Consider the following 21,092-nt stretch of genomic DNA (forward strand, 5'->3'; position numbering starts at 1 on the left):
CGGCTTTGCCCCCGGGCTCGGGCGCCGGATACTGCTCGTCCCGTCCACGGAGTCCTGCCATGCGCTATCACGGAAGCTGCCATTGCGGCCGCGTCGCGTTCGACGTCGAAGGCGAACTGGGCCAGGTGCTGGAATGCAACTGCTCGCATTGCAGTCGCAAGGGCTACCTGCTGTGGTTCCTGCCGCGCGACCGCCTGGAACTGGCCACGCCCGAAGACGCGATGGGCAGCTACACCTTCAACAAGCACGTCATCCAGCACCGCTTCTGCCCGCAGTGCGGCTGTGCGCCGTTCGCGCTGGGCACCAAGCCGGACGGCACGCCGGTGGCGGCGATCAACGTGCGCTGTCTGGAGGGCGTGGAGCTGGCGACCCTCCAGCGGGTGCCGGTGGACGGACGCAGCTACTGACCGCCGACGCCGTTTGCGGTCGCGCGTCACCGACGCGCCATTGACCGCCCCGACCCTAAGCTCGGTGCCGAGCCCAAGCGGTCCGCGCGGGAGATCGCATGGAACGACGTTCCGCCACACGCGCCCTGCTCTGGTCGGGAGTGGCGGTGGCGCTGCTGCTTCCGGCACTCGTGCTGCCGCCCGTGCCGATCGACGAGACGCGCTATCTGGCGGTGGCCTGGAACATGCACCTGCGGGGCGACTGGCTGGTGCCCTGGCTGGACGGCGCGCCTTATCCGGACAAGCCACCGCTGCTGTTCTGGCTGATCAACCTGGCGTGGGACATCGCCGGCGTGCACGCCTGGTCCGCGCGCGTGCTGGAAGTGCTGCTGGGCCTGGCGACGCTGCCGCTATTGCGTCGCCTGGCCCTCGCGCTGGGCGCCGACGCCGCGGCCGCCGGCCTGGCGGCCTGGCTCTGGCTGGGCTGCCTGGGCTTCGCCGGATTCGCCGGCGCCCTGATGTTCGACGTGTTGCTGTGCGCGTGCACCCTGCTGGCCTGGCTCGGCACGGCGTGGCTGGTGTGCGGGCGCCGCGGTCCCGGCGCGGGATTGTTGGGGCTGGGGCTCGGGCTGGGCATCCTCGCCAAGGGGCCGGTCAGCCTGCTGGTCGGCGGTCTCCCGGCGCTGCTGGCGCCGTGGTGGGCGCCGGCAGCGCGCCGCTCGCCCGGGCGCCACTACCTGGCAACGACGGTGGCACTGGCCGGCGCGGCGCTGCTGGCGCTGGCCTGGGCGATCCCGGCGGCGCGGCGGGGCGGGCCGGCCTACGGCGACGCGATCTTCCTCACGCAGACCGCCGGCCGCGTCGCCGAGAGCTTCGCCCACGACCGCGGACCGGCCTGGTACCTGCCGATCGTGCCCTTGCTGCTGTTGCCCTGGACGGTCGGCCTGGGCCGGGGTGCGCGACGACCCGCGCCCGCGTACGACAGGCTCGACCGCTTCGCGCTGGCCGCGAGCGTGCCGGCGTTCCTCGCCTTCTGCCTGATCAGCGGCAAGCAGCCGCACTACCTGCTGCCGCTGCTGCCGGCGCTTGCACCCGCCGCCGCGGCGCGGCTGGCGGACGGGCGCTGGCGGGTGGTCGGCTGGCGCGTGGGCGTGCCCCTGGTGGCGATCGCGCTGGCATTCCTGCTGGCGCTGCTGCGGCTCGTACCGCAGGCGCCCGCATGGGCCTATGCCGGTCTGGTCGGCGCCGTGTTGCCCGGCTTGCCGCTGCTGATGCACCGGACGCAGCCGGTGGGCGTGCCCGTGGCCGCGGTAGCCACGCTGCTGGTGGCGGCACTGGCCAAGCTGGCGCTGGTGCAGGGCCTGGGGCCGAGCTATTCGGTGGAGCGGGCGGCAACACGCATCGCCGCCGCGCAGCGGGCAGGCATCCCGCTGCTGCAGGCCGGCCGGCAGAACGGCCTGTACACCTTCGCGGGGCGCCTCACCGCGGCGATCCCCACGGCGGAGAACGCCGCGCAGGTCGCCGCCTGGGCCAGGGCGCATCCGGACGGCTGGGTGATCAGCAACTACCAGGATTTCGACTACCCGGCGCCGCCGCTCTACCGGCAACCGTTCATGGGACGCCATCTGACGATCTGGCGCGCCGGCGACATCGCCGGCCAGGCGCCGGCCGCGCACGAGGCACCGTCGGCTCGCCTGCGGTAGCTGGCGACCTCCGGTCTCGCCCGGGCGAGCGCGCGCCCCGCGGGTTGTGCCGCGTGGCGCGCGCGGCAGCCCGTGCGCAGGCGTGGCGCGGCGCTGTTCGCGCTCGCGCGCGCGGCGCGCTTCGTTCGCGTGATGGAAGGCGAGCAGGCGCGCGCGGACCTCGGGTGGCGCGTAGAGCAGCTCGCAGTCGGCATGCGCACGGGCGGCGCCGAGCAGCAGCAGGGCCGCCAGCGGCAAGGTCAGACGAAGGTTCCCCGGCATCGGTGCGCCGCGGCGCGCCATTCGGTGGTCGGACATGCGGTTTCTCCAGCGGACGGACCCATCGTGGCCCGCACCGCCGGAAGCCGCCATCCGGATCCTGCGCGGCGGTCAGCGCACCGGCTTGACCATGCGCAGCAGGTCGACCCCGTAGCCGGCCGCCTCGTAGATCGCGCGGGCGCGCGCGTTGCCGGGGAACACCGCCAGCGTGATCAGGCTGCAGCGATGCTCGCGCGCCCATGCCTCGGCGTGTTCCATCAGCGCGCGGCCGACGCCGCGGCCCTCGTGCGAGGGCGCCACCGCGATGTTGTTGATGTGGCAGTTGGTGCGCCCGGTGAAGAAGTCCTGCGTCTTCTGCAGCTCGATGAAGCCGACCACCGTGCCGTCGCCGTCCTCGGCCACGAACATGAAGTCGTTGGCCGTGCCGTCCTCCAGGTGCCGCAGCAGGTCCTGGCGGATGCCTTCGATGCATTCGTGGCGCTTGCGCCACGGGGGCAGGGGAAAGTCCACGAACCGCGGGACCAGCCCCAGGATGAAGTCGTCGTCGTCCTCGGCCAGACGGATCACAAGATTCGTATCGCTCATGCGGCGGGTCGATCGGTTGGCAACGATGGAGCGGTTCTACACCGAGCCGGCGCGGCGGGGAAGCCCCGGCACGGTCGGCTGGCAGGTTTGCTAGGGTGGAAGGCCCCCCACGACGCGAGGAGGAAAGGCCATGCAAGCACCGCTTCCGCACCGCCGCACCGGCCGCTGGCGGCTGCTCCCGCTGGCCGGGCTGATCGCCGCAGGTAGCGTGCACGCGCAGGCGGCTCGGGCGATCGATCCGCCGCAACTGCCGCCGGCGCACGGCTACTCGCACGTGGTGATCGCGCCGCCGGGGCGGCTGGTCTCGATCGCCGGCCAGGTGGCCATGGACAGCCAGGGCCGGGTGGTCGGCGCGGGCGATTTCCGTGCGCAATGCGTGCAGGTGTTCGAGAACCTGCGCACGGCACTGCGCAGCGCCGGCCTGGACTTCCGCGACGTCGTGCGCACCGACATGTACGTGACCGACCTCGGCCAGCTCGCCGTGCTGCGCGAGGTCCGTGCGCACTACCTGCCCGCCGACGCGCCGGCGACCAGCACGCTGGTGAAGGTGGACGCGCTGGTCCGGCCGGAACTGATGATCGAGGTGGCGGTGGACGCGGTGCTGCCCGACAGCCGCACGCCGCATCCCTGATCCGCCGCAGCGCACCTCAACGGCGACACGACATCCCCCGGCGCATGCTGGACCCGGGCCGGAGCACCGGCCCCGGATGCGCTCCCCTGCCGGCGTTGCGCCGATCCCGCATCCGTGTCCCCGCGCGGCGTGGCCGCGTTCCCCAGGAGCCGGCATGCCCGACCAGCACTACGACGTCATCGTGATCGGCACGGGGCCCGGCGGGGCCTCGCTGGCGCAGCGCCTGGCCCCTACCGGCAAGCGCATCCTGCTGCTCGAGCGCGGTGGTTACCTCAAGCGGGGCATCGAGAACTGGGACCCGAAGACGGTCTTCGTCGACAACGCCTACGTCGCCAACGAGAGCTGGTACGACAAGGACGGCACGCTGTTCCACCCCGGCCTGCACTACTTCGTGGGCGGCAATTCCAAGGTCTACGGCGCGGCGCTGTTCCGCCTGCGCGAGCGCGACTTCCAGGAGCTGCGCCACGCCGATGGCATCTCGCCGGCCTGGCCGCTGTCGTATGCGGATTTCGAGCCCTACTACACGCAGGCCGAGCAGCTCTTCCACGTGCACGGACTGCGCGGCGAGGACCCGACCGAACCGCCGGCGAGCGCACCGTACCCGCACCCGCCGGTCTCGCACGAGCCGCGCATCCGGGAACTGCACGAAAACTTCGCCCGCCAGGGCGTGACGCCCTTCCACATGCCGCTGGGCATCCTGTTGGACGAGCGCGAAGGCGTGGTGTCGCCGACCAGCATCTGCATCCGCTGTGCTGCCTTCGACGGCTATCCGTGCCTGCTCAACGGCAAAGCCGACGCGCAGGTGATCTGCGTCGACCCGATGCTGGCGACGCATCCCAACGTGACGCTGCTGACCGGCGCCTACGTGCACACGCTGCAGACCGATCCCGGCGGGCGCGTCGTGACCGCGGTGAACGTGGAGCGCGAGCGTCGGCGCGAGGTGTACTCGGCCGACATCGTGGTGGTCGCCTGCGGCGCGCTGAGCTCGGCGCTGCTGCTGCTGCGCTCGGCCAACGACTGCCATCCCGACGGCTTGGCCAACGGCTCGGACCAGGTCGGGCGCAACTACATGCGGCACAACCAGTCGGTGATGCTGGCGCTCTCGCGCGAGCGCAACGACACGGTGTTCGAGAAGACGCTGGCCGTGGCCGACTACTACTTCGGCGCCGAGGACTGGGACTACCCGCTGGGCCTGATCCAGATGACCGGCAAGTCGCACCCGGACACCATCCGCGGCGAGGCGGTGCCGGACTGGCTGGACTGGCTGCCCGACCTGCCGTTCGAGCAGATGGCCCACCACGCGCTGGACTTCTGGCTCTCCAGCGAGGACCTGCCGCGCCCGGAGAACCGCGTGCGCCTGCGACCCGACGGGCACGTGACGCTGGAGCAGTATCCCAACAACATGGAGGCGCACGAGCGGCTCAAGCACAAGCTCAAGCAACTGGTGCGCGGCGCCGGCAAGCATCCGACCCTGCTGGAGCGCAAGTTCGAGCTGGGCAAGGAGATCCCGATCGGCGGCACCGCACACCAGGCCGGCACGCTGCGCTTCGGCAGCGACCCGGCCCGCTCCGTGCTGGACCTCCACTGCAAGGCGCACGAGCTGGACAACCTCTACGTCACCGACGCGAGCTTCTTTCCCTCGATCGGCGCGGTGAATCCCACGCTGACTATCATCGCCAACGCGCTGCGCGTCGCCGACCACCTGAAGGAGCGGCTGGGCGCGGCGGACGTGGCCACGGCAGGGCAGGGCGCGCCATGAACTGGATCGACCTGGTCGGCCTGCCGCTGCTGATCCGCCTGTTCCTGGTGGTGCTGTTCCCGTTCAGCGCGATGGACAAGATCTTCAACTGGGAAGGCGCGCTCAGGCAGGCGAACTCCAGCTTCCTGCCCGGCGGGCCAGTGCTGCTGGTGCTGGGCATGACGCTGGAACTGGTCGGCCCGGCCTGCATCCTGTTCGGCTGGCACGACCGCCTGGCCGCCTTCCTGCTCGCCGCCTACTGCGTCGTGACGGCGCTGCTGTACCACAACTTCTGGGCGTATCGGGATTTCTGGGCGAAAGGCGACAGCGTCGCGCGCACGCACTTCTGGGATTTCCTGAAGAACTTCTGCGTGGCCGGCGGCATGCTGCTGCTCGCCTTCAGCGCGCAGCTCGCGCCGGCGCGGGCGGTGCTCGCCCATCCGCTGTCGTCCACGCCGGCGTACACGCCCGCCGGCATCGCGCCGGCCCTGCCATCCGGAGACACGCCATGAGCGCCGAGGCTTGCGCACCACCCCGCCTGACCTACTGGCGGATCTGGACCGACGAGGCGGGGGTGAGCCACCAGTCCCGCTGCGTGGCGGACGACTTCGAGCGCCAGAGCATGGGCGGTGCGGCACCGCAGTGGAACGCGCCGCAGGGCGAGGGCCACGCGAAGGTGGTGTTCGCCGTGCTGCCGGTCGGCTGGGTCGGCGAATGGCACGAGAACCCCAGGCCGCAATGGATCGTGCCGCTGTCCGGGCGCTGGTTCGTCCAGAGCATGGACGGCCGGCGCGTGGAGATGGGACCGGGCGAGGTGTCCTTCGGCGGCGACCAGCATTGCGAGGCCGACGCGAAGGGCCGCAAGGGCCATCGCTCCGGCACGGTGGGCGGCGAACCGGCCGTGCTGATGCTGGTGCAGCTGGACCGGCCCACCGCGCGCGGGCGCCCGGCCAACGCGTCGGACGACGACGATGGCTGACCTCGAGATCGCCGATCCGCGCTTCAAGGCGCTGGTGCTGCCCAACGCGTCGCTGGAGACGCTGGCCGGCGGCTTCCGCTGGCTGGAGGGGCCGGTGTGGTTCGCCGACCGCGAGGAGCTGCTGTTCAGCGACATCCCAGACGACCGCGTGCTGCGCTGGAGCGAAAGCGGCGGCGTGTCGGTGTTCCGCCAGCCCTCCGGTTTCGAGAACGGGCACACCCGTGACCGCCAGGGCCGGCTGGTGTCCTGTTCGCATCGCGGGCGCTGCATCACGCGCACGGAACCGGACGGCAGCGTCTCCGTGCTCGCCGAACGCTACCAAGGAAAAAGGCTCAACTCGCCCAACGACGTGGTGGTGAAGTCCGACGGCAGCGTGTGGTTCACCGACCCGCCCTACGGCATCCAGACCGACTACGAAGGCGGCAAGCAACGCGCGGAGCTGCCGGCGTCCGTGTACTGCCTGGATCCGGCGAGCGGCCGCCTGCGCGTGGTGGCCGACGGCTTCGAGGGACCCAATGGTCTGTGCTTCTCGCCGGACGAGTCGCGCCTGTACGTGGCCGAGACCGGGTTGCAGTTCGTCGCCGAACCGAGGCAGGAAATCCACGTGTTCGACGTCGAGCGCGATGGCGGCGGTGCCGCCCGCCTCGTGCGCGGCCGCCGTTTCCTGGGCCGGCACGCCGACGGCATGCGCTGCGACGAGCAGGGCAACCTGTGGATCGCCAGCGACGACGGCGTGCACTGCTTCGATCCGGATGGGACGCTGCTGGGGCGCATCCGCGTACCCAGCCCGGTGTCCAACCTGTGCTTCGGCGGCCGTCACTACTGCCGCCTGTTCCTGTGCGCCTCGCAGACGCTGTACGCGATCTACACCAACACGCGTGGCGCGCAGCGGCCATGAGCGGACGGGTGCTACGGCTGCGGCGGGTCAGCCGCAACGTGGGCGACCTCGCGCGCATGATCGCCTTCTACTGCGAGGCGCTGGACTTCGCGCTGGTGGAGCGGACGGTCGTGGGCACGCCCGCCTGGGGCGAAATGATGGGCCTGCCCGGCGCACGTGCGCAGATGGCACGCCTGCGCCTGGGCGCGCAGGCGCTGGAGCTGGTGGCGTTCGACCCGCCCGGGCGGCCCTATCCGGCCGACAGCAACGCGGCCGACCTGTGCTTCCAGCACCTGGCGATCGTGGTGGCGGACATGCCGGCGGCGTACGCGCGGCTGCAACGCCACGCGTGCCGGCCGATCAGCCAGGGCGGGCCGCAGACGCTGCCACCGGACACCGGCGGCGTCACCGCCTTCAAGTTCCGCGACCCGGAAGGCCATCCGCTGGAGCTGATCCGGTTTCCCGCCGGCGTCGGCGCGCCCTGCTGGCAGGAGGCGCCGGGCCTGTTCCTGGGCATCGACCACTCAGCGATCGCGGTGGCCGACGTCGAGGCCTCGGTCGCGTTCTACGCACGCCTGGGCCTGCACGTGGCCGGGCGCTCGCACAACCGCGGTCCGGAACAACAGCACCTGGACGGCCTGCCCGGCGCGGACGCGGACGTGGTGGGCCTGGTGGCCGGGCAACGCGGCCCGCCGCACCTGGAATTGCTCGGCTACCGCACGCCCCACGGGCGCCGCCTGGATCCGCCGGCGGCCGCCAACGACCGGGTGGCCGACCGGCTGGTGCTGGCGGTCGACGACCTGCCGGTGCTGCTGGACCGGTTGCGTGACGGCGGAGCGCCTTGGCCGCCAGCGGGCGACGGCGAGGTGGCGCTGCTGCTCGATCCGAGCGGGCACCGCCTGCTGCTGGAGATGGAGTCCGCGACGCCCGGCGGCTAGCATGCGCCGATCCCAGGGACGACCGTGGCATGCCCGATCTCGCGCTGTTCGACTTCGATGGAACGATCACCACCCGCGAAACCATGCCCGGCTTCATGCACCGCGCCGTCCCAGGGTGGCGGCTGGCCTGCGGCGGGCTGCTGCTGGCGCCATGGGTGCTCGGCTACCGCCGCGGCCGGGTTTCCGGGGTCGCGGTGCGCGCCGCCATCGTGCGCTTCGGCTTCGCCGGCGTGCCGCTGACGCAGCTGCAGGCTCATGGCGAGGCCTTTGCCGCCGAGGTGCTGCCGGCCGAGCTGCGGCCGCAGGCCATGGCGCGGATCCGCTGGCACCAGCGGCAGGGCGATACCGTCGTGGTGGTATCCGGCGGGCTGGACGTGTACCTGGCGCCGTGGTGCCGCGCGCAGGGCCTGGCCCTGATCTGCTCCACGCTCGAGCATCGGCATGGTCGCCTCACCGGGCGCTACCTCGGCGCGCAGTGCGTGGGCGAGGAAAAGGCGCATCAGGTGCGCGCCCGCTACGAGCTGGCCGCGTATGAGCGGGTCTACGCCTACGGCGACACGCACGAGGACCTGCCGCTGCTCGGGCTCGCGCACCACCGCTTCTATCGCGGGCAGGAACTGCGTGCGGATGCGTGAGTGCGCCGGGCCCGCCGTTCGGCGGGCCCCGGAAAGCGCCGGCGGCTCAGTGCGCCACCACCGGCAGCGCGATGAAGCTCGCCTGTCCCGGCGCGTGGTAGACGCGCTGGGTCGCCTTCACGTAGTCGCCCGGCTTGGCCCAGAAGATGTTGGGTACGTAGGTCTGCGGGTTGCGGTTGTACAGCGGGAACCAGCTCGACTGCACCTGCACCATCAACCGGTGGCCGGGCAGGAACACGTGGTTGGCTGCGGGCAGTGCGAAGCGGTAGTCCAGCGGCCGGTTGGCGGCGAGCGGCGCGGGCTTGTCGAAGCCCTCGCGGTAGCGGCCGCGGAAGATGTCCATCGACACCGCGAGCTGGTAGCCGCCCAGCTCAGGCTGCTCGGCGACCTGGTCGGGGTAGACGTCGATAAGCTTCACCACCCAGTCGCTGTCGGTGCCGCTGGTGGAGGCGACCAGGTGCACCTCGGGGCGCCCGGCGATCGCGAGCGGCGCGGTGAGCGGTTCCGACACGTAGGTCAGCACGTCGGTGCGGCCGGAGGCCTCGCGCTGGTCGTCGACCAGCCACTGCGACCAGGTCAGGCCGTTCTCGTAGCCGATCGGCTGGATCGGACGGGCGCGGAAAGGCACCGGGTGTGCCGGATCGGAGACGTACTCGTCATAGGCACTGCCGCCCGCAGGCGCCTGGAAGCCGAGCTCGTGGTCCGGCTCCAGGTACAGCGCGCGGCTGGCGGACGGGCAGCCCTGCGCGCAGGCCAGCGGCCAGCGGTCGAGCCGCTGCCATTGGTTGGTGCCGGTCTGGAAGGCGGTGACCGGGGCGAGATCCGCCCTGGGCGCACCGTCCTTGAGGTACTGCGCGAGGAAAGGACGCAGGATGTGCTCGCGGAAGTACCTGGCCGTGTCGCTGCCGAACCGGATCGCCCCCAGCGAACTGCCCTCGTCGATCTCCTGGCCGTGGTGCCACGGGCCCATCACCAGCCGCACCATGTCGCCGCCGGTGTCCTTGGGCTTGATCGCGCGGTAGACGGCGAGCGCGCCGTAGATGTCCTCCTGGTCCCACAGGCTGTGCACCAGCATCACCGGCACCTTCAGCGGCTCCTTCGCCAGCAGCTTGTCCACCGCCTGGTCCTGCCAGAAGGCGTCGTAGGCCGGGTGCGCCAGCACCTTGTTCCAGAAGCCCAGCTGCTGCATGCCGTAGGCCTGGCCCATGGCGCCGGCCGAACCGTAGTGCATGAACAGGTCGTATTCGTCGTGGAAGCTGGTCCACCACTTGACCGAGTTGTCGCGACTGGCCACCTGCTCGTAGATGTAGCTCATGTTCTGCTGTCGGAAGGCGCCGTGGTGGAACCAGTCGTCCCCCATCCAGCCGTCGACCATGGGGTTCATCGGCACCGACACCTTCAGCGCCGGGTGCGGATGGACCAGCGCCATCAGCGGCTCGAAGCCGTCGTAGGAGATACCCAGCGTGCCGACCTTGCCGTTGGACTCGGGCAGGTTCTTCACCAGCCAGTCGATGGTGTCGTAGGTATCGGTGGCGTCGTCCACCGGCGTGGGGTTGAGCGGGCCGTGCACCGGCCGGTTCATCACGTAGTCGCCCTCGGAGCCGTACTTGCCGCGTACGTCCTGCACCACGCGGATGTAGCCGTCCTCGACGATCACGTCGGTGGCGTTGTCGTAGCCCTGCAGCATGGGGGCCAGGTGCCCGCTCATGGTGTGGCTGGTGAGCGCGTCGGCATCGTAGGGCGTGCGGGTGAGCAGGATGCCGGCGTGCTTCGCGCCCTTGGGAATCAGGATGACCGTGTGCAGCTTCACGCCGTCGCGCATCGGGATCATCACCTCGCGCCGCACGTAGTCGAAGCTGGCGGTGGCGGGAACGAAGTGCGCCGGCGTCTCGCTGGGGTAGTCGGGGTACTTCGCCTGCGGCGCGTCGGCAGCGGGCAGGGCGCCGCTCGCGGCCAGCAGGGCGGCGAGCAGGACGGTGAGGCTGGGTTTCATGGCATGGCTCCCCTGTGATTCCGCTTAGCGTAGCCCAGCGCAGCGGGCACCGGTGTGACGGCCACCCCTCAGCCCCGGCAAAGGTGGGAGCGGGCTTGCTCGCGATGCTTCCTGCCGGTTTTTGCAGCGCGGGCGTGCCATGCGTCCGGGACAAAGCATCGCGAGACGAGCTCGCTCCTACCGGGCAAGCGGGCGCGGGTGTCAACCGGCCAGCGCGTGCAGGAACGCGTTGCGCCAGGCGGTGATGTCGTGGCGCTCGAGCACGTCCATCATCGAGCGCCAGCGGGCGATGCGCTCGCGCTGCGGCATCTTGAGCGCGCGCTCCAGCGCGTCGGACACCTCGGCGGTGTCGGCCGGGTTCACCAGCAGCGCCTCGGTCAGCTCCTGCGCCGCGCCGGCGAAGCGCGAGAGCACCAGCACGCCCGGGTTCTTCGGGTCCTGGCAGGCGACGTATTCCTTGGCCACCAGGTTCATGCCGTCGCGCAGCGGCGTCACCAGGCCGACCCGCGCCACGCGGTAGTAGCCGGCCAGCAGCCGGTGCGGGAACGACTGGTTGACGTAGCGGATCGGCACCCACTCCGGCGTGGCGAACTTGCCATTGATGTGGCCGGCCGAGCGTTCCAGCTCGCGGCGGATCTGCCGGTACTCCGGCACCGCGCCGCGCGAGGGCGGCGCGATCTGCAGGAAGGTCACGTGCCGGTGCAGCTCGGGCACCCGCTCGAGCAGATGCGCGTAGGCCTCGAAGCGCTCGGCCAGGCCCTTGGAGTAGTCCAGCCGGTCCACACCGATGATCAGGTCGCGCCCGTCCAGGCTGTCGTACAGTTCGCGCACGCCTTCCTCCGCGGTCGCGTTGCGCGCGGTGGCGGCCACCTCGGCGGTGTCGATGCTGATCGGGAACACGCCGGCGCGGAACAGCCGGCCGTTGGCCGCGCGCAGCCGTCCGCCCGGACGCATCGCGCCGCCGACCTCGTGCAGGAAGTAGTCCTCCAGCGCGCGCAGGTCGCGCGCGGTGTGCAGGCCGACCAGGTCGTAGCTGGCCAGCGTCTCCAGCAGCTCGCGGTGGCGCGGCAGCGCGATCAGCAGCGCGGCGGCCGGCAGCGGCGTGTGCAGGAAGAAGCCGATGCGGTTGCGCACGCCACGCTCGCGCAGCATCGCGGCCAGCGGGATCAGGTGGTAGTCGTGCACCCAGATCACGTCGTCCGGCTCCAGCAGCTTGACCAGCTGGTCGGCATAGATCGCGTTGACCCGCAGGTAGCCTTCCAGGTGGCTGCGCTGGTAGTCGACCAGGTCGGGACGGTAGTGGAACAGCGGCCACAGGGTGCGGTTGGCGAAGCCGGCGTAGAAGTCGTCGTGGTCGGCGCGCGAGAGATCGACCGTCACGTAGTCGATCGGCCCATCGGTAAGGCGGTGCAGCTCCTCGGCGCTGCGCGCGGAGCACTTGCCGCTCCAGCCGAACCACAGGCCGCCGCGTTCCTGCAGTGCCGCACGCATGGCCGAGGCGAGGCCTCCGGTGGCGGTCTGCCGCGGCAGCGCGACGCGGTTGGAGACCACCACCAGTCGACCGGCTTTCCTGGGGTTGCGGCTCATAGTGCGTCCTCCCAGCGGCGCGACAGGCGCATGGCGGCCTGGATCAGGCCGACCAGCGAATAGGTCTGCGGATAGTTGCCCCAGTGCTCGCCGCTGTCCGGCGCCAGGTCCTCCGAGAGCAGGCCCAGCGCGTTGCGGCGGCTCAGCATGTGCTCGAACATCGCGCGCGCCTGGACCTCGCGGCCGGTGGCGGCGAGCGCCTCGATGTACCAGAAGGTGCACAGGTTGAAGCTGGTCTCGGGCGCGCCGAAGTCGTCCGGGGCGATGTAGCGGAACAGGTGGTGCCCGCGCCCCAGCGCGGCACCGATGGCATCGACGGTCGCCACGAAGCGCGGGTCGCGGGCGGACACGAAGCCGATGTCGGCCAGTAGCAACAGGCTGGCATCCAGGTGCTCGCCGTCGTAGGCGTCGACGAAGTAGCCGAGCCGCGCGTTCCAGGCCCGCGCCTCGATGCGTGCGTGCAGCGCGACCGCCTGCTCGTGCCACCAGCGCGCGCGCTCGTCCAGCCCCAGCTCGGTGGCGATGTGCGCCAGGCGGTCGCAGGCGGCCCAGCACATGGCGGCCGAGTAGGTGTGCACGGCGGAGCGGCCGCGGAACTCCCACAGCCCCGCGTCCGGCTGCTCGGCCACCCGCAGGGCGAGGCGGCCCATGCGTTCGAGCCGGTGGAAGGTGTCCGCGTCGCCCATGCGCTCGAGCCGGCGGTCGAAGAACAGCTGCGCCGAGGCCAGCACGACCGAGCCGTAGGCGTCGTTCTGCCGCTGTCGCCAGGCGTCGTTGCCGACCCGCACCGGGCCCATACCGCGATAGCCGGCCAGGCTGTCGATCTGGCGCTCGTGCAATTCCCGCTCGAAGGTGATGCCGAACACCGGGCCGATCTCCGTATCGTCGTCGGCGACCGCCAGGTTGAACACGTAGCGGATGTACTCCTCCATGCTGCGGGTGGCGCCCAGCCGGTTCAGCGCACGCACGGTGAAGGCGGCGTCGCGCAGCCAGCAGTAGCGGTAGTCCCAGTTGCGCTGGGTATCCGCGGCCTCGGGAATGGAAGTGGTGAGCGCCGCTACGATGGCGCCGGTGGCCTCGTACTGGCACAGCTTGAGGGTGATCGCGGCACGGATCACCGCGTCCTGCCACTCGTACGGGATGGACAGGTAGCGCACCCACTCGCGCCAGTACTGCAGGGTGCGCTCGAGCATGCGGCGGGTGAACTCGGCCGGGCTCTCGGTGAGCGTCTCGTCCGGCCCGAACACGAAGTGCGCGGGGCGGTCCAGGCCGAATGGCAGGCCGCGCTCGATCAGCGGCACCGCGACGTCGCTGGTGAGCCGCTGCACCACCCCGTCCAGCAGGTAGCGGATGTGGTTGCTGCCCGAGGTGGTCTGTGGTGCGTGCGCGCCGTATTCGCACAGCGGACGCAGCAGCACGCGGATGCGCGGGGCGCCGGCCAGCGGCACCACCCGGCGCACCAGCATCACCGGGTGGTAGACCCGCCCGTGGTAGCGGTGGCGCGGAGCGAAGTCGGTGATCTCGATGGCGCCGCCGTGGCGGTCGTGCAGGCGGGTGACCAGGACGGCGGTATTGGGCACGTAATGCTGTTCGGCCCGTTCGCAATCCTGCAGCTCGATCGTCCAGTCGCCGCCTTCGATGCGCGGCTGCAGCAGCGCGCAGAAGGTGGCATCGGCATCGAACCGCGGCAGGCAACACCACACGATGCGCCCGCAGGAATCGATCAGGGCGGCAACACTGCCGTTGCCGACCACACCCAGCTCAAGGCTGGCAGGGTGATGGCCCTCCGCCGGTAGTGGCATCGATGGAAACTCCCTCGTGTGTGTCCAGTGCATCCCGCAGCTGATCCAGCCAAGCGTGGACGGCGTCCGGGCTAGGCAGCGTGAACCGCGCCTGGCTGGGCTCGCGCATGCCGATGCGCACGCTCAGACCACCCAGGCGGTTGACCGCGGCGAACGCGTGCTCGTCGGTGAGGTCGTCGCCCAGGTACACCGGCGCGCGCCCGGCGAACGGCGGCCGTTGCATCAGTTCCTCCACCACGCGGCCCTTGTCCATGCCGGCCGGCTTGAACTCCACCACCAGGTTGCCCGGCTGCAGCTCGTATCCGGGCAGGTCGGCGGCCAGCGCCCTGGCGGCGGCAAGCAGTGCCGGCAGGCGCTGCGGGGCGCGCCGGCAGTGCAGGGCGATCGCCTGGTGCTTGTCCTCCAGCTGCACCCCGTCCATCCGTGCGGCCAGCGCCTGCACGGCCTCGCGCATGCGCGCCTCCGCCACGGGGTCGACCGCGATCTCGCGGTGCGAGCCGTCGTCGTAGCGCAGCTCGTAGCCGTGCAGGCCGGCCAGTGCCCACGACGGCCGGCCGAACAGCCGGTCCAGGTCGTGCACGGCGCGGCCGCTGACCAACGCCAGGGCGCCGTCGAGGCGATCGTGCAGGGCCTGCAGCAGCCGGCGCAGCGAGTCGGAGACCACCACGGCGGCGGGATCGTCGACGAACTCCAGCAGGCAGCCGTCCACGTCGAGGAACAGGGCCCAGCGCTGGTCCGGCCGGGGCAACGGTGGCGCCGGCAAGGGGGCGCCCACGGAGGCGGGCTTGAGCGGAGACATCCACCCAAGCCTAGCAAAGCGACCGTGAAAAGCCGAACCGCCGCCCGGCGGCGGCCTACTGCTCGTCGTCCGCCACCTCGATGCGCGGCGCGGGGACGACCAGCAGCTTGTCGATGCGCGCGCCGTCCAGGTCCACCACCTCGAAGCGGATGCCGCGCCAGGCGAATACCTCGCCCACCTGGGGGATGTGGCCCAGCGCGGTCATCACCATGCCGGCGGCGGTGCGGAACTCGTGCTCCTCCTCGCCGGGCAGGCGCTGCAGATGCAGCAGCTCGCGCAGGTCCTCGGTCGAGAGCGAACCGTCGACCAGCCAGCTGCCGTCCTCGCGCGCGACGATCGGCGGATGCTCCTCGCTGCCGCCGTGGCCGAGCTGGCTGGCGCCGACCACCGCGGCGAGCAGGTCGTTGAGCGTGACCAGGCCCTCGATGTCGCCGTACTCGTCGACCACCAGCGCCATCGGCGTCTCGGCGTCGCGGAACTCCTCCAGCAGGTCCATCGCGCGCGCCGTGGCCGGCACGTAGAGCGGCTTGGCCAGCTGGCGGAACAGCTCGGGCGTGCCGCCGCCGATGCCGCCGATCAGGCTCTTGACCTCCAGCACGCCGGCCACGTCGCTTTCGTCCCCCCGGTAGACGGGATAGCGCGAGTAGGGCGTCTGGCGCATGACCGCGATGTTCTCCTCGTGCGGCGCGGTCAGGTCGAGCCAGGCGATGCGCATGCGCGGGGTCATCACGCTGTCGACGGTGCGGTCGCCCAGGCGCAGCACGCGATTGACCATGTTGTGCTCGTCAGGGTCCAGCACGCCCTGCTCGGCGCTCTCGGCGACCAGCAGGCGGATTTCCTCCTCGGTGACCCTGCCGCGCCCCTGGTCGTTCACCCGCAACAGCTTGAGCAGCAGGCCGCTGGAGCGGTTGAGCAGCCACACGAACGGCGCAGCGACACGGGCCAGCACCAGCATGGGCCAGGCCGCGAAGGCGGACAGCCGCTCCGGCGCGGACAGCGCCAGGCGCTTGGGCAGCAGCTCGCCGATCACGATCTGGATGTAGGAGATGACCACGAAGCCGATCACGATCCCGATCGCCTGGGCGTAGGGCGCCAGCCAGGCGATCCGTTCGCCCTGCACCATCTCGGCGAAGCGCGCGCCCAGGCGGTCGCCGGCCAGCGCACCGGTCACCAGCATGACCAGCGTGATGCCCACCTGCACGGTGGAAAGGAAGTGCTCCGGCGCTTCCGCATGCCGCAGCGCCACGCGGGCGCGGCGGCTGTCCTGCGCCATCTGCTTGAGCCGGCTCTTGCGCGAGGCGACCAGCGCCATCTCCGACAGCGCGAAGAAGCCGTTGCAGACCGACAGCAGGATCACGAGCGCGATGTCGGTCAGCATCGCGGCGGGGTACTTCGGGGTCGCATGGGTGCGCAGTGTACGGGATGGCCGCCACGCCCGCAGCGACGCGTGCAGGGCCGGTGAAGGGGTGCGCCGATGACGCCGGCGTACCGTCGGCGCGGTGGCTCCTGTAACATTCGGCCGGTTTGACCTTTCCTCCGGCTTCCAGGCACGCGCATGTTTTCACTGCAGACGATCTTCGGTAAGGGCGACAAGTTCTACGGCCTGCTCGAGCAGAGCGCCGAGGCCGCCCATGAAAGCGCCAAGGCGCTGCACCAGATGCTGGCGAACAAGGAGCGCGCGCCGGTCATGGCCGATTTCGCCGGCGCCCGCGCCCGCGAGAAGGCGCTGGCCGCGCAGATCAGCGAGGAGCTGGTCAACACTTTCGTCACCGCACTGGATCGCGAGGACATCGAGGCGCTCAACTCCGCGCTGTACAAGATCCCCAAGACGGTGGAGAAGTTCGCCGAACGTTACTCGATCGTCGCCGGCCGCGTGGCCGACGTGAACTTCGCTCAGCGCGCCTGCGTGCTGGAGGAGGCCACCGCGGTGGTGGCCGAGATGATCGGCGAGCTGCGCCGCGGGCTGCGCATCGACCCGGTGCGCAAGCTGCAGGACCGGCTCCAGGCGCTGGAGTCGGAGGGCGACCGCATGCTGCTGGCGCCCTACCGCTCGCTGTACGTGGAGGGCAACGACGCGATGAAGGCGATGCTCGCCAAGGACCTGTTCGAGCTGATCGAGAAGGCGATCGACAAGTGCCGCGACGTCGGCAACACGGTCTACTCGATCGTGCTGAAGCACTCCTGAGAGCGGGCCCATGAGCATCGGCCTGGTCTTCGCGGTGGTGGCGATCGCGCTCGCCTTCACCTACATCAACGGCTTCCACGACACCGCCAACTCCATCGCCACGGTGGTGGCGACCAAGGTGCTCAGCCCCGGCCAGGCGGTGCTGCTGGCGGCGATCACCAACCTGGTCGGCGCGCTGTGGGGCACGGCGGTGGCCAAGACCATCGCCGCCGGCCTGATCGACACGCACGTGGTCGACGCCGGCCCGCAGCTGCTGATCTGCGCGCTGCTGGCCGCGACCGCGTGGAACCTGATCACCTGGTGGTGGGGCCTGCCCTCCAGCTCCAGCCACGCGCTGGTCGGCGCGCTGGTCGGTGCCGCCATCGCCGCGGCGGGCGGCAACTTCGGCTCGGTGATCTGGGCGCAGGGCAGCCTGTGGTCCGGCAAGGGCGTGATCCCCAAGGTGGTGGTGCCAATGGTGGTCTCGCCGCTGATGGGCTTCGTGATCGGCTTCCTGCTGATGGGCGCGCTCTACGCGCTGTTCGCCTGGCTGGCCAACCGCCGGGGCTGGCTGCAGCGGCTCGGCCGCACGCCGTTCGTCAACGCGCTGTTCGGCAAGGCGCAGATCGTCTCGGCCAGCGCGATGGGCCTGGCGCACGGCATGAACGATGCGCAGAAGAGCATGGGCATCATCGCCTTGGCGCTGGCCGGCGGCACGGCCGCTGGCCAGTTCGAGCACCTGCCGCGCTGGCTCGGCTTCCTGCGCGTGGCCGGCTCCGCTGAAGGCGGCTTCAACGTGCCTTCCTGGGTGGCGGTGCTGTGCGCGTTGACCATGGCTGCGGGTACCGCGGGCGGCGGCTGGCGCATCATCAAGACGCTGGGCCACAAGATGGTCAAGCTGCATCCGATCAACGGCTTCGCGGCCGAGGGCAGTTCGGCGGCGGTGATCCTCACCGCCTCGGCGTTCGGCATCCCGGTGTCCACGACGCACAACGTGTCGGCGTCGATCATGGGCGTGGGCGCGGCCAAGCGCTTCAACGCGATCCGCTGGTCGGTGGTCGAGCGCATGGTGTGGGCCTGGATCCTGACCCTGCCGATCACCGCGCTGCTGGCCTACGGCTGCGTGCGCCTGGTGCAGGCGCTGGGGTGAGCTCCGCTCAGAAACTGTCGCCGCCGCTGGCGATGATCTGCTCCAGCTGGTCGCCGAGCAGGCCCAGCTCGCCGATCAGCCGCTCCAGTTCGCCGCCGTCGAGGAACTCGTAGGGGCGGTTCTCGCACAGGTGCAGGTAGGGCGAGCCGTCCAGGTCCGCGACGGCGAGGAAGCCGGTGCGCTGCTCCCAGTTGAAGCGCAGGCAGCGATGGGGATCGGTGCCCGCCAGCGGTCCGATCGGCGTGGACAGGCGCAGGTAGCGCCGGCCGCTTTCGTCTTCCAGCTCGGCCAGGTAGATACCCTGGTGGCGGCCCAGCGGCAGGGACAGGTCGAAGCTGATCAGGTAGGGGTCGTTCTGCCTCAGCGTGTACTGGCTGCCGACGTGGGAACGCACCGCTTCGAAATGGCGCATGACAGGCTCCTTGCAGGGTGCCGATGGTACCCTGCGGCCCCATCGTCCCCAAGTGACGGCCCATGCAGGAAAGCCACGCCCGCGTCTATGCCGCCATCGCCGCGATCCCGCGCGGCCGCGTCGCCAGTTATGGCGCGATCGCCGCGCGTGCGGGCCTGCCGGGCCGGGCGCGCCTGGTCGGCAAGTTGCTCGGCGAGACGCCCGAGGGCATGGAGCTCCCGTGGCACCGCGTGCTGCGTGCCAACGGGCAGGTCGCCCTGCCGCCGGGCAGCCGCGGTTTCCGCGAGCAATGCCGCCGCCTGCGCGCCGAAGGCGTCGAGGTGAAGAACGGCCGCGTGCCATTGTCGCGCTTCGGGCTGGATGCCGATCTGGACCGTGCGCTGTGGGGCCTGTCCGCGTAGGCCGACCCTCGCGCGACCGGCTCCGGTAGGAGCCGGACCGCTGGCGTCCCGTTCGCCTCCGTTTGCTGCGGAAGCGGCGCGAGCAGGAGCATCGCGGGCAAGCCCGCTCCTACAGCGGGTTGCACTGGTCTCCTACAGTCTCGGTGGGATCGCGCCGGCGAGCGCGGCGTGCCGCTTTGGTAGCATGCGCGCGATGTCTTCCCGCGCCCTCGACCTCCTTCACAGCGTCTTCGGTTACGCCAGCTTCCGCGGCCAGCAGCAGGCCATCGTCGAGCATCTGGCCGCCGGCGGCGACGCGCTCGTGCTGATGCCCACCGGTGGCGGCAAGTCGCTGTGCTACCAGATTCCCGCGCTGCTGCGCCCCGGCACCGCCATCGTGGTGTCGCCACTGATCGCGTTGATGCAGGACCAGGTCGACGCCCTGCGCGAGGCGGGCGTGGCCGCCGCCTACCTCAACTCCAGCCTGGAGGCGGACGACCAGCGCGAAGTGGAACGGCGCCTGCTGGCGGGCGAACTGAAGCTGCTGTACGTGGCGCCCGAGCGCCTGCTCACGCCGCGCTTCCTCGGCCTGCTCGAGCGCATCGGGGTGGGCCTGTTCGCGATCGACGAGGCGCACTGCGTCTCCCAGTGGGGCCACGACTTCCGTCCGGAGTACCGCGAGCTCACGATCCTGCACGAGCGCTTCCCGCAGGTGCCGCGCATCGCGCTCACCGCCACCGCGGACCCGCGCACCCGCGAGGAGATCGCCGAACGGCTGGGCCTGGCGCACGCGCGCCAGTTCGTTTCCAGCTTCGACCGCCCGAACATCCGCTACCACGTCGCGCTGAAGCACAACCCGCGCACGCAGCTGATGCAGTTCCTCGAAGGCCATCGCGGCGAGGCGGGGATCGTCTATGCGCTCAGCCGCAGGAAGGTCGACGAGACCGCCGCCGGGCTGGCCGACGCCGGCATCGAGGCCTTGCCGTATCACGCCGGGCTGGATGCGCGCACGCGCGCGGCCAACCAGCAGCGCTTCCTGCGCGAGGACGGCGTGGTGATGGTGGCCACGGTCGCCTTCGGCATGGGCATCGACAAGCCGGACGTGCGCTTCGTCGCGCACCTGGACCTGCCGCGCTCGATGGAGGGCTACTACCAGGAGACCGGCCGCGCCGGGCGCGATGGCCTGCCGGCCGAGGCGTGGATGATCTACGGCCTGTCCGACGTGGTGACGATGAGCCAGATGATCGCCCAGTCCGACTCGGCCGACGAGCGCAAGCGCATCGAACGGCAGAAGCTCGAAAGCCTGCTGGCCTTCGCCGAGGCCACCCGCTGCCGCCGCGAGCTGCTGCTCGGCGCGTTCGGCGAGGACTACCACGGCCCCTGCGGCAACTGCGACAACTGCCTGGAGCCGCCGAAGACCTGGGACGCCACCGTGCCCGCGCAGAAGGCGCTGTCGGCGGTCTACCGCAGCGGGCAGCGCTTCGGCGCCGGCCACGTGATCGACATCCTGCGCGGCGTCGACGGCGAGCGCGTGCGCCAGCTCGGCCACGACCGCCTGAGTACCTTCGGCATCGGCGCCGATATCGACGAGAAGGGCTGGCGCTCGGTATTCCGCCAACTGCTCGCGGCCGGCCTGCTGGAAGCCGACGCCGAGGGCTACGGCACGCTGCGCCTGACCGCCGCCAGCCGGGCCGTGCTCGGTGGCGCGCAACGGGTGATGCTGCGCGAGGACGCGCGCCCGGCGCGCAGCGCGCGCCGTCGCCGCGACAGCCAGCTGGTCACCGGCGCCAACCTGGGCATCGAGGCCTACGAGCAACCGCTGTGGGATGCCCTGCGCGCCCTGCGGACGCGGCTGGCCAGGCAGCAGGGGGTGCCGCCGTACGTGGTGTTCCACGACGCCACCCTGCTCGCCATGCTGCGCGCGATGCCCGCCAACGAGGACGAACTGGCCGGGGTCAGCGGGGTCGGCGAGGCCAAGCTCAAGCGCTACGGCCGCGATTTCCTGGCGGTGATCAACGCCGCAGAATGACCGGCGGCGCCGGGCCGATGTAGGTCCGCGCCTACAACAGCGCGCG

The 21,092-nt window shown here is 71.1% G+C and carries 20 protein-coding genes; 13 read left to right on the forward strand and 7 right to left on the reverse strand.

The genetic code is table 11. The features are described from left to right. The first annotated feature begins 59 nt into the window (after positions 1–59). Positions 60–407 carry a GFA family protein gene (locus tag WAT24_RS03750; RefSeq protein WP_336806494.1) on the forward strand — a complete coding sequence of 116 codons (348 nt, stop codon included), beginning with the start codon at positions 60–62 and terminating at the stop codon, positions 405–407. Between the two features lie 98 nt (positions 408–505). After that, on the forward strand, positions 506–2,089 hold the full coding sequence (locus WAT24_RS03755) for an ArnT family glycosyltransferase (protein WP_336806495.1): 1,584 nt from the start codon (positions 506–508) through the stop codon (positions 2,087–2,089). Positions 2,090–2,458: 369 nt separating this feature from the next. Here WAT24_RS03755 and WAT24_RS03760 read toward each other — a convergent pair whose 3' ends face one another. Beyond that, a complete protein-coding gene (locus WAT24_RS03760) occupies positions 2,459–2,932 on the reverse strand; it encodes a GNAT family N-acetyltransferase (protein WP_336806496.1) in 474 nt (157 codons plus the stop codon). A 130-nt stretch (positions 2,933–3,062) separates the two neighbouring features. Here WAT24_RS03760 and WAT24_RS03765 point away from each other — a divergent pair, with 130 nt between their 5' ends. The 7 genes from WAT24_RS03765 to WAT24_RS03795 all read left to right on the forward strand — a co-directional run bounded on the left by WAT24_RS03765 (position 3,063) and on the right by WAT24_RS03795 (position 8,730). Beyond that, a complete protein-coding gene (locus WAT24_RS03765; RefSeq protein ID WP_336806497.1) occupies positions 3,063–3,563 on the forward strand; it encodes a RidA family protein in 501 nt (166 codons plus the stop codon). Positions 3,564–3,717: 154 nt separating this feature from the next. Continuing rightward, positions 3,718–5,322, forward strand: coding sequence for a GMC oxidoreductase (locus WAT24_RS03770; RefSeq protein WP_336806498.1), 1,605 nt, complete (start codon positions 3,718–3,720; stop codon positions 5,320–5,322). Further along, entirely contained in the window at positions 5,319–5,813 is a 495-nt protein-coding gene (locus tag WAT24_RS03775; protein ID WP_336806499.1) for a DoxX family protein, read from the forward strand. Before WAT24_RS03770 ends, WAT24_RS03775 begins: the two co-directional genes overlap by 4 nt. Beyond that, positions 5,810–6,280, forward strand: a complete 471-nt coding sequence (locus tag WAT24_RS03780) for a cupin domain-containing protein (protein ID WP_336806500.1) — start codon at positions 5,810–5,812, stop codon at positions 6,278–6,280. The genes WAT24_RS03775 and WAT24_RS03780 overlap by 4 nt, the downstream gene beginning before the upstream one ends. Continuing rightward, on the forward strand, positions 6,273–7,178 hold the full coding sequence (locus WAT24_RS03785) for an SMP-30/gluconolactonase/LRE family protein (protein ID WP_336806501.1): 906 nt from the start codon (positions 6,273–6,275) through the stop codon (positions 7,176–7,178). Before WAT24_RS03780 ends, WAT24_RS03785 begins: the two co-directional genes overlap by 8 nt. Then, a complete protein-coding gene (locus WAT24_RS03790) occupies positions 7,175–8,095 on the forward strand; it encodes a VOC family protein (protein WP_336806502.1) in 921 nt (306 codons plus the stop codon). The genes WAT24_RS03785 and WAT24_RS03790 overlap by 4 nt, the downstream gene beginning before the upstream one ends. A 29-nt stretch (positions 8,096–8,124) precedes the next feature. Continuing rightward, on the forward strand, positions 8,125–8,730 hold the full coding sequence (locus WAT24_RS03795; protein WP_336806503.1) for an HAD family hydrolase: 606 nt from the start codon (positions 8,125–8,127) through the stop codon (positions 8,728–8,730). A 46-nt stretch (positions 8,731–8,776) separates the two neighbouring features. On the opposite strand, the gene WAT24_RS03800 is transcribed toward WAT24_RS03795, so the two are convergent. From WAT24_RS03800 to WAT24_RS03820, 5 genes are all read right to left on the reverse strand, one after another. Beyond that, complete coding sequence (locus WAT24_RS03800) at positions 8,777–10,723, reverse strand: CocE/NonD family hydrolase (RefSeq protein ID WP_336806504.1); 1,947 nt, start codon at positions 10,721–10,723, stop codon at positions 8,777–8,779. Positions 10,724–10,924: 201 nt separating this feature from the next. Next, positions 10,925–12,310 (reverse strand): alpha,alpha-trehalose-phosphate synthase (UDP-forming), encoded by a 1,386-nt coding sequence (gene otsA / locus WAT24_RS03805; protein WP_336806505.1) that lies wholly within the window; start codon positions 12,308–12,310, stop codon positions 10,925–10,927. Further along, the gene (locus tag WAT24_RS03810; RefSeq protein WP_336806506.1) at positions 12,307–14,112 is read right to left on the reverse strand and encodes a glycoside hydrolase family 15 protein; all 1,806 of its coding nucleotides are present in this window, start codon (positions 14,110–14,112) and stop codon (positions 12,307–12,309) included. The genes otsA and WAT24_RS03810 overlap by 4 nt, the downstream gene beginning before the upstream one ends. Beyond that, positions 14,072–14,911, reverse strand: a complete 840-nt coding sequence (gene otsB, locus WAT24_RS03815) for a trehalose-phosphatase (protein WP_336806507.1) — start codon at positions 14,909–14,911, stop codon at positions 14,072–14,074. The genes WAT24_RS03810 and otsB overlap by 41 nt, the downstream gene beginning before the upstream one ends. 55 nt (positions 14,912–14,966) lie before the next feature. Continuing rightward, positions 14,967–16,289: a hemolysin family protein gene (locus WAT24_RS03820; protein WP_336806508.1), complete on the reverse strand. Its 1,323-nt coding sequence runs from the start codon at positions 16,287–16,289 to the stop codon at positions 14,967–14,969. 177 nt (positions 16,290–16,466) lie between these two features. Here WAT24_RS03820 and WAT24_RS03825 point away from each other — a divergent pair, with 177 nt between their 5' ends. Together WAT24_RS03825 and WAT24_RS03830 are read left to right on the forward strand one after the other, a co-directional pair. Then, positions 16,467–17,096 carry a DUF47 domain-containing protein gene (locus WAT24_RS03825; protein ID WP_336806509.1) on the forward strand — a complete coding sequence of 210 codons (630 nt, stop codon included), beginning with the start codon at positions 16,467–16,469 and terminating at the stop codon, positions 17,094–17,096. Positions 17,097–17,106: 10 nt separating this feature from the next. Next, on the forward strand, positions 17,107–18,225 hold the full coding sequence (locus tag WAT24_RS03830; protein WP_336806510.1) for an inorganic phosphate transporter: 1,119 nt from the start codon (positions 17,107–17,109) through the stop codon (positions 18,223–18,225). A gap of 7 nt (positions 18,226–18,232) precedes the next feature. Here WAT24_RS03830 and WAT24_RS03835 read toward each other — a convergent pair whose 3' ends face one another. Then, entirely contained in the window at positions 18,233–18,637 is a 405-nt protein-coding gene (locus tag WAT24_RS03835) for a hypothetical protein (protein WP_336806511.1), read from the reverse strand. A gap of 62 nt (positions 18,638–18,699) precedes the next feature. On the opposite strand from WAT24_RS03835, the gene WAT24_RS03840 reads away from it, so the two are divergent. After that, positions 18,700–19,038, forward strand: a complete 339-nt coding sequence (locus WAT24_RS03840) for an MGMT family protein (RefSeq protein ID WP_336806512.1) — start codon at positions 18,700–18,702, stop codon at positions 19,036–19,038. Positions 19,039–19,231: 193 nt separating this feature from the next. Next, complete coding sequence (gene recQ / locus WAT24_RS03845) at positions 19,232–21,046, forward strand: DNA helicase RecQ (protein WP_336806513.1); 1,815 nt, start codon at positions 19,232–19,234, stop codon at positions 21,044–21,046. Positions 21,047–21,092: the final 46 nt, after the last annotated feature.

The sequence above is a fragment of the Fulvimonas yonginensis genome, assembly GCF_037137055.1.
GTDB classification, from domain to species: domain Bacteria; phylum Pseudomonadota; class Gammaproteobacteria; order Xanthomonadales; family Rhodanobacteraceae; genus Frateuria_A; species Frateuria_A yonginensis.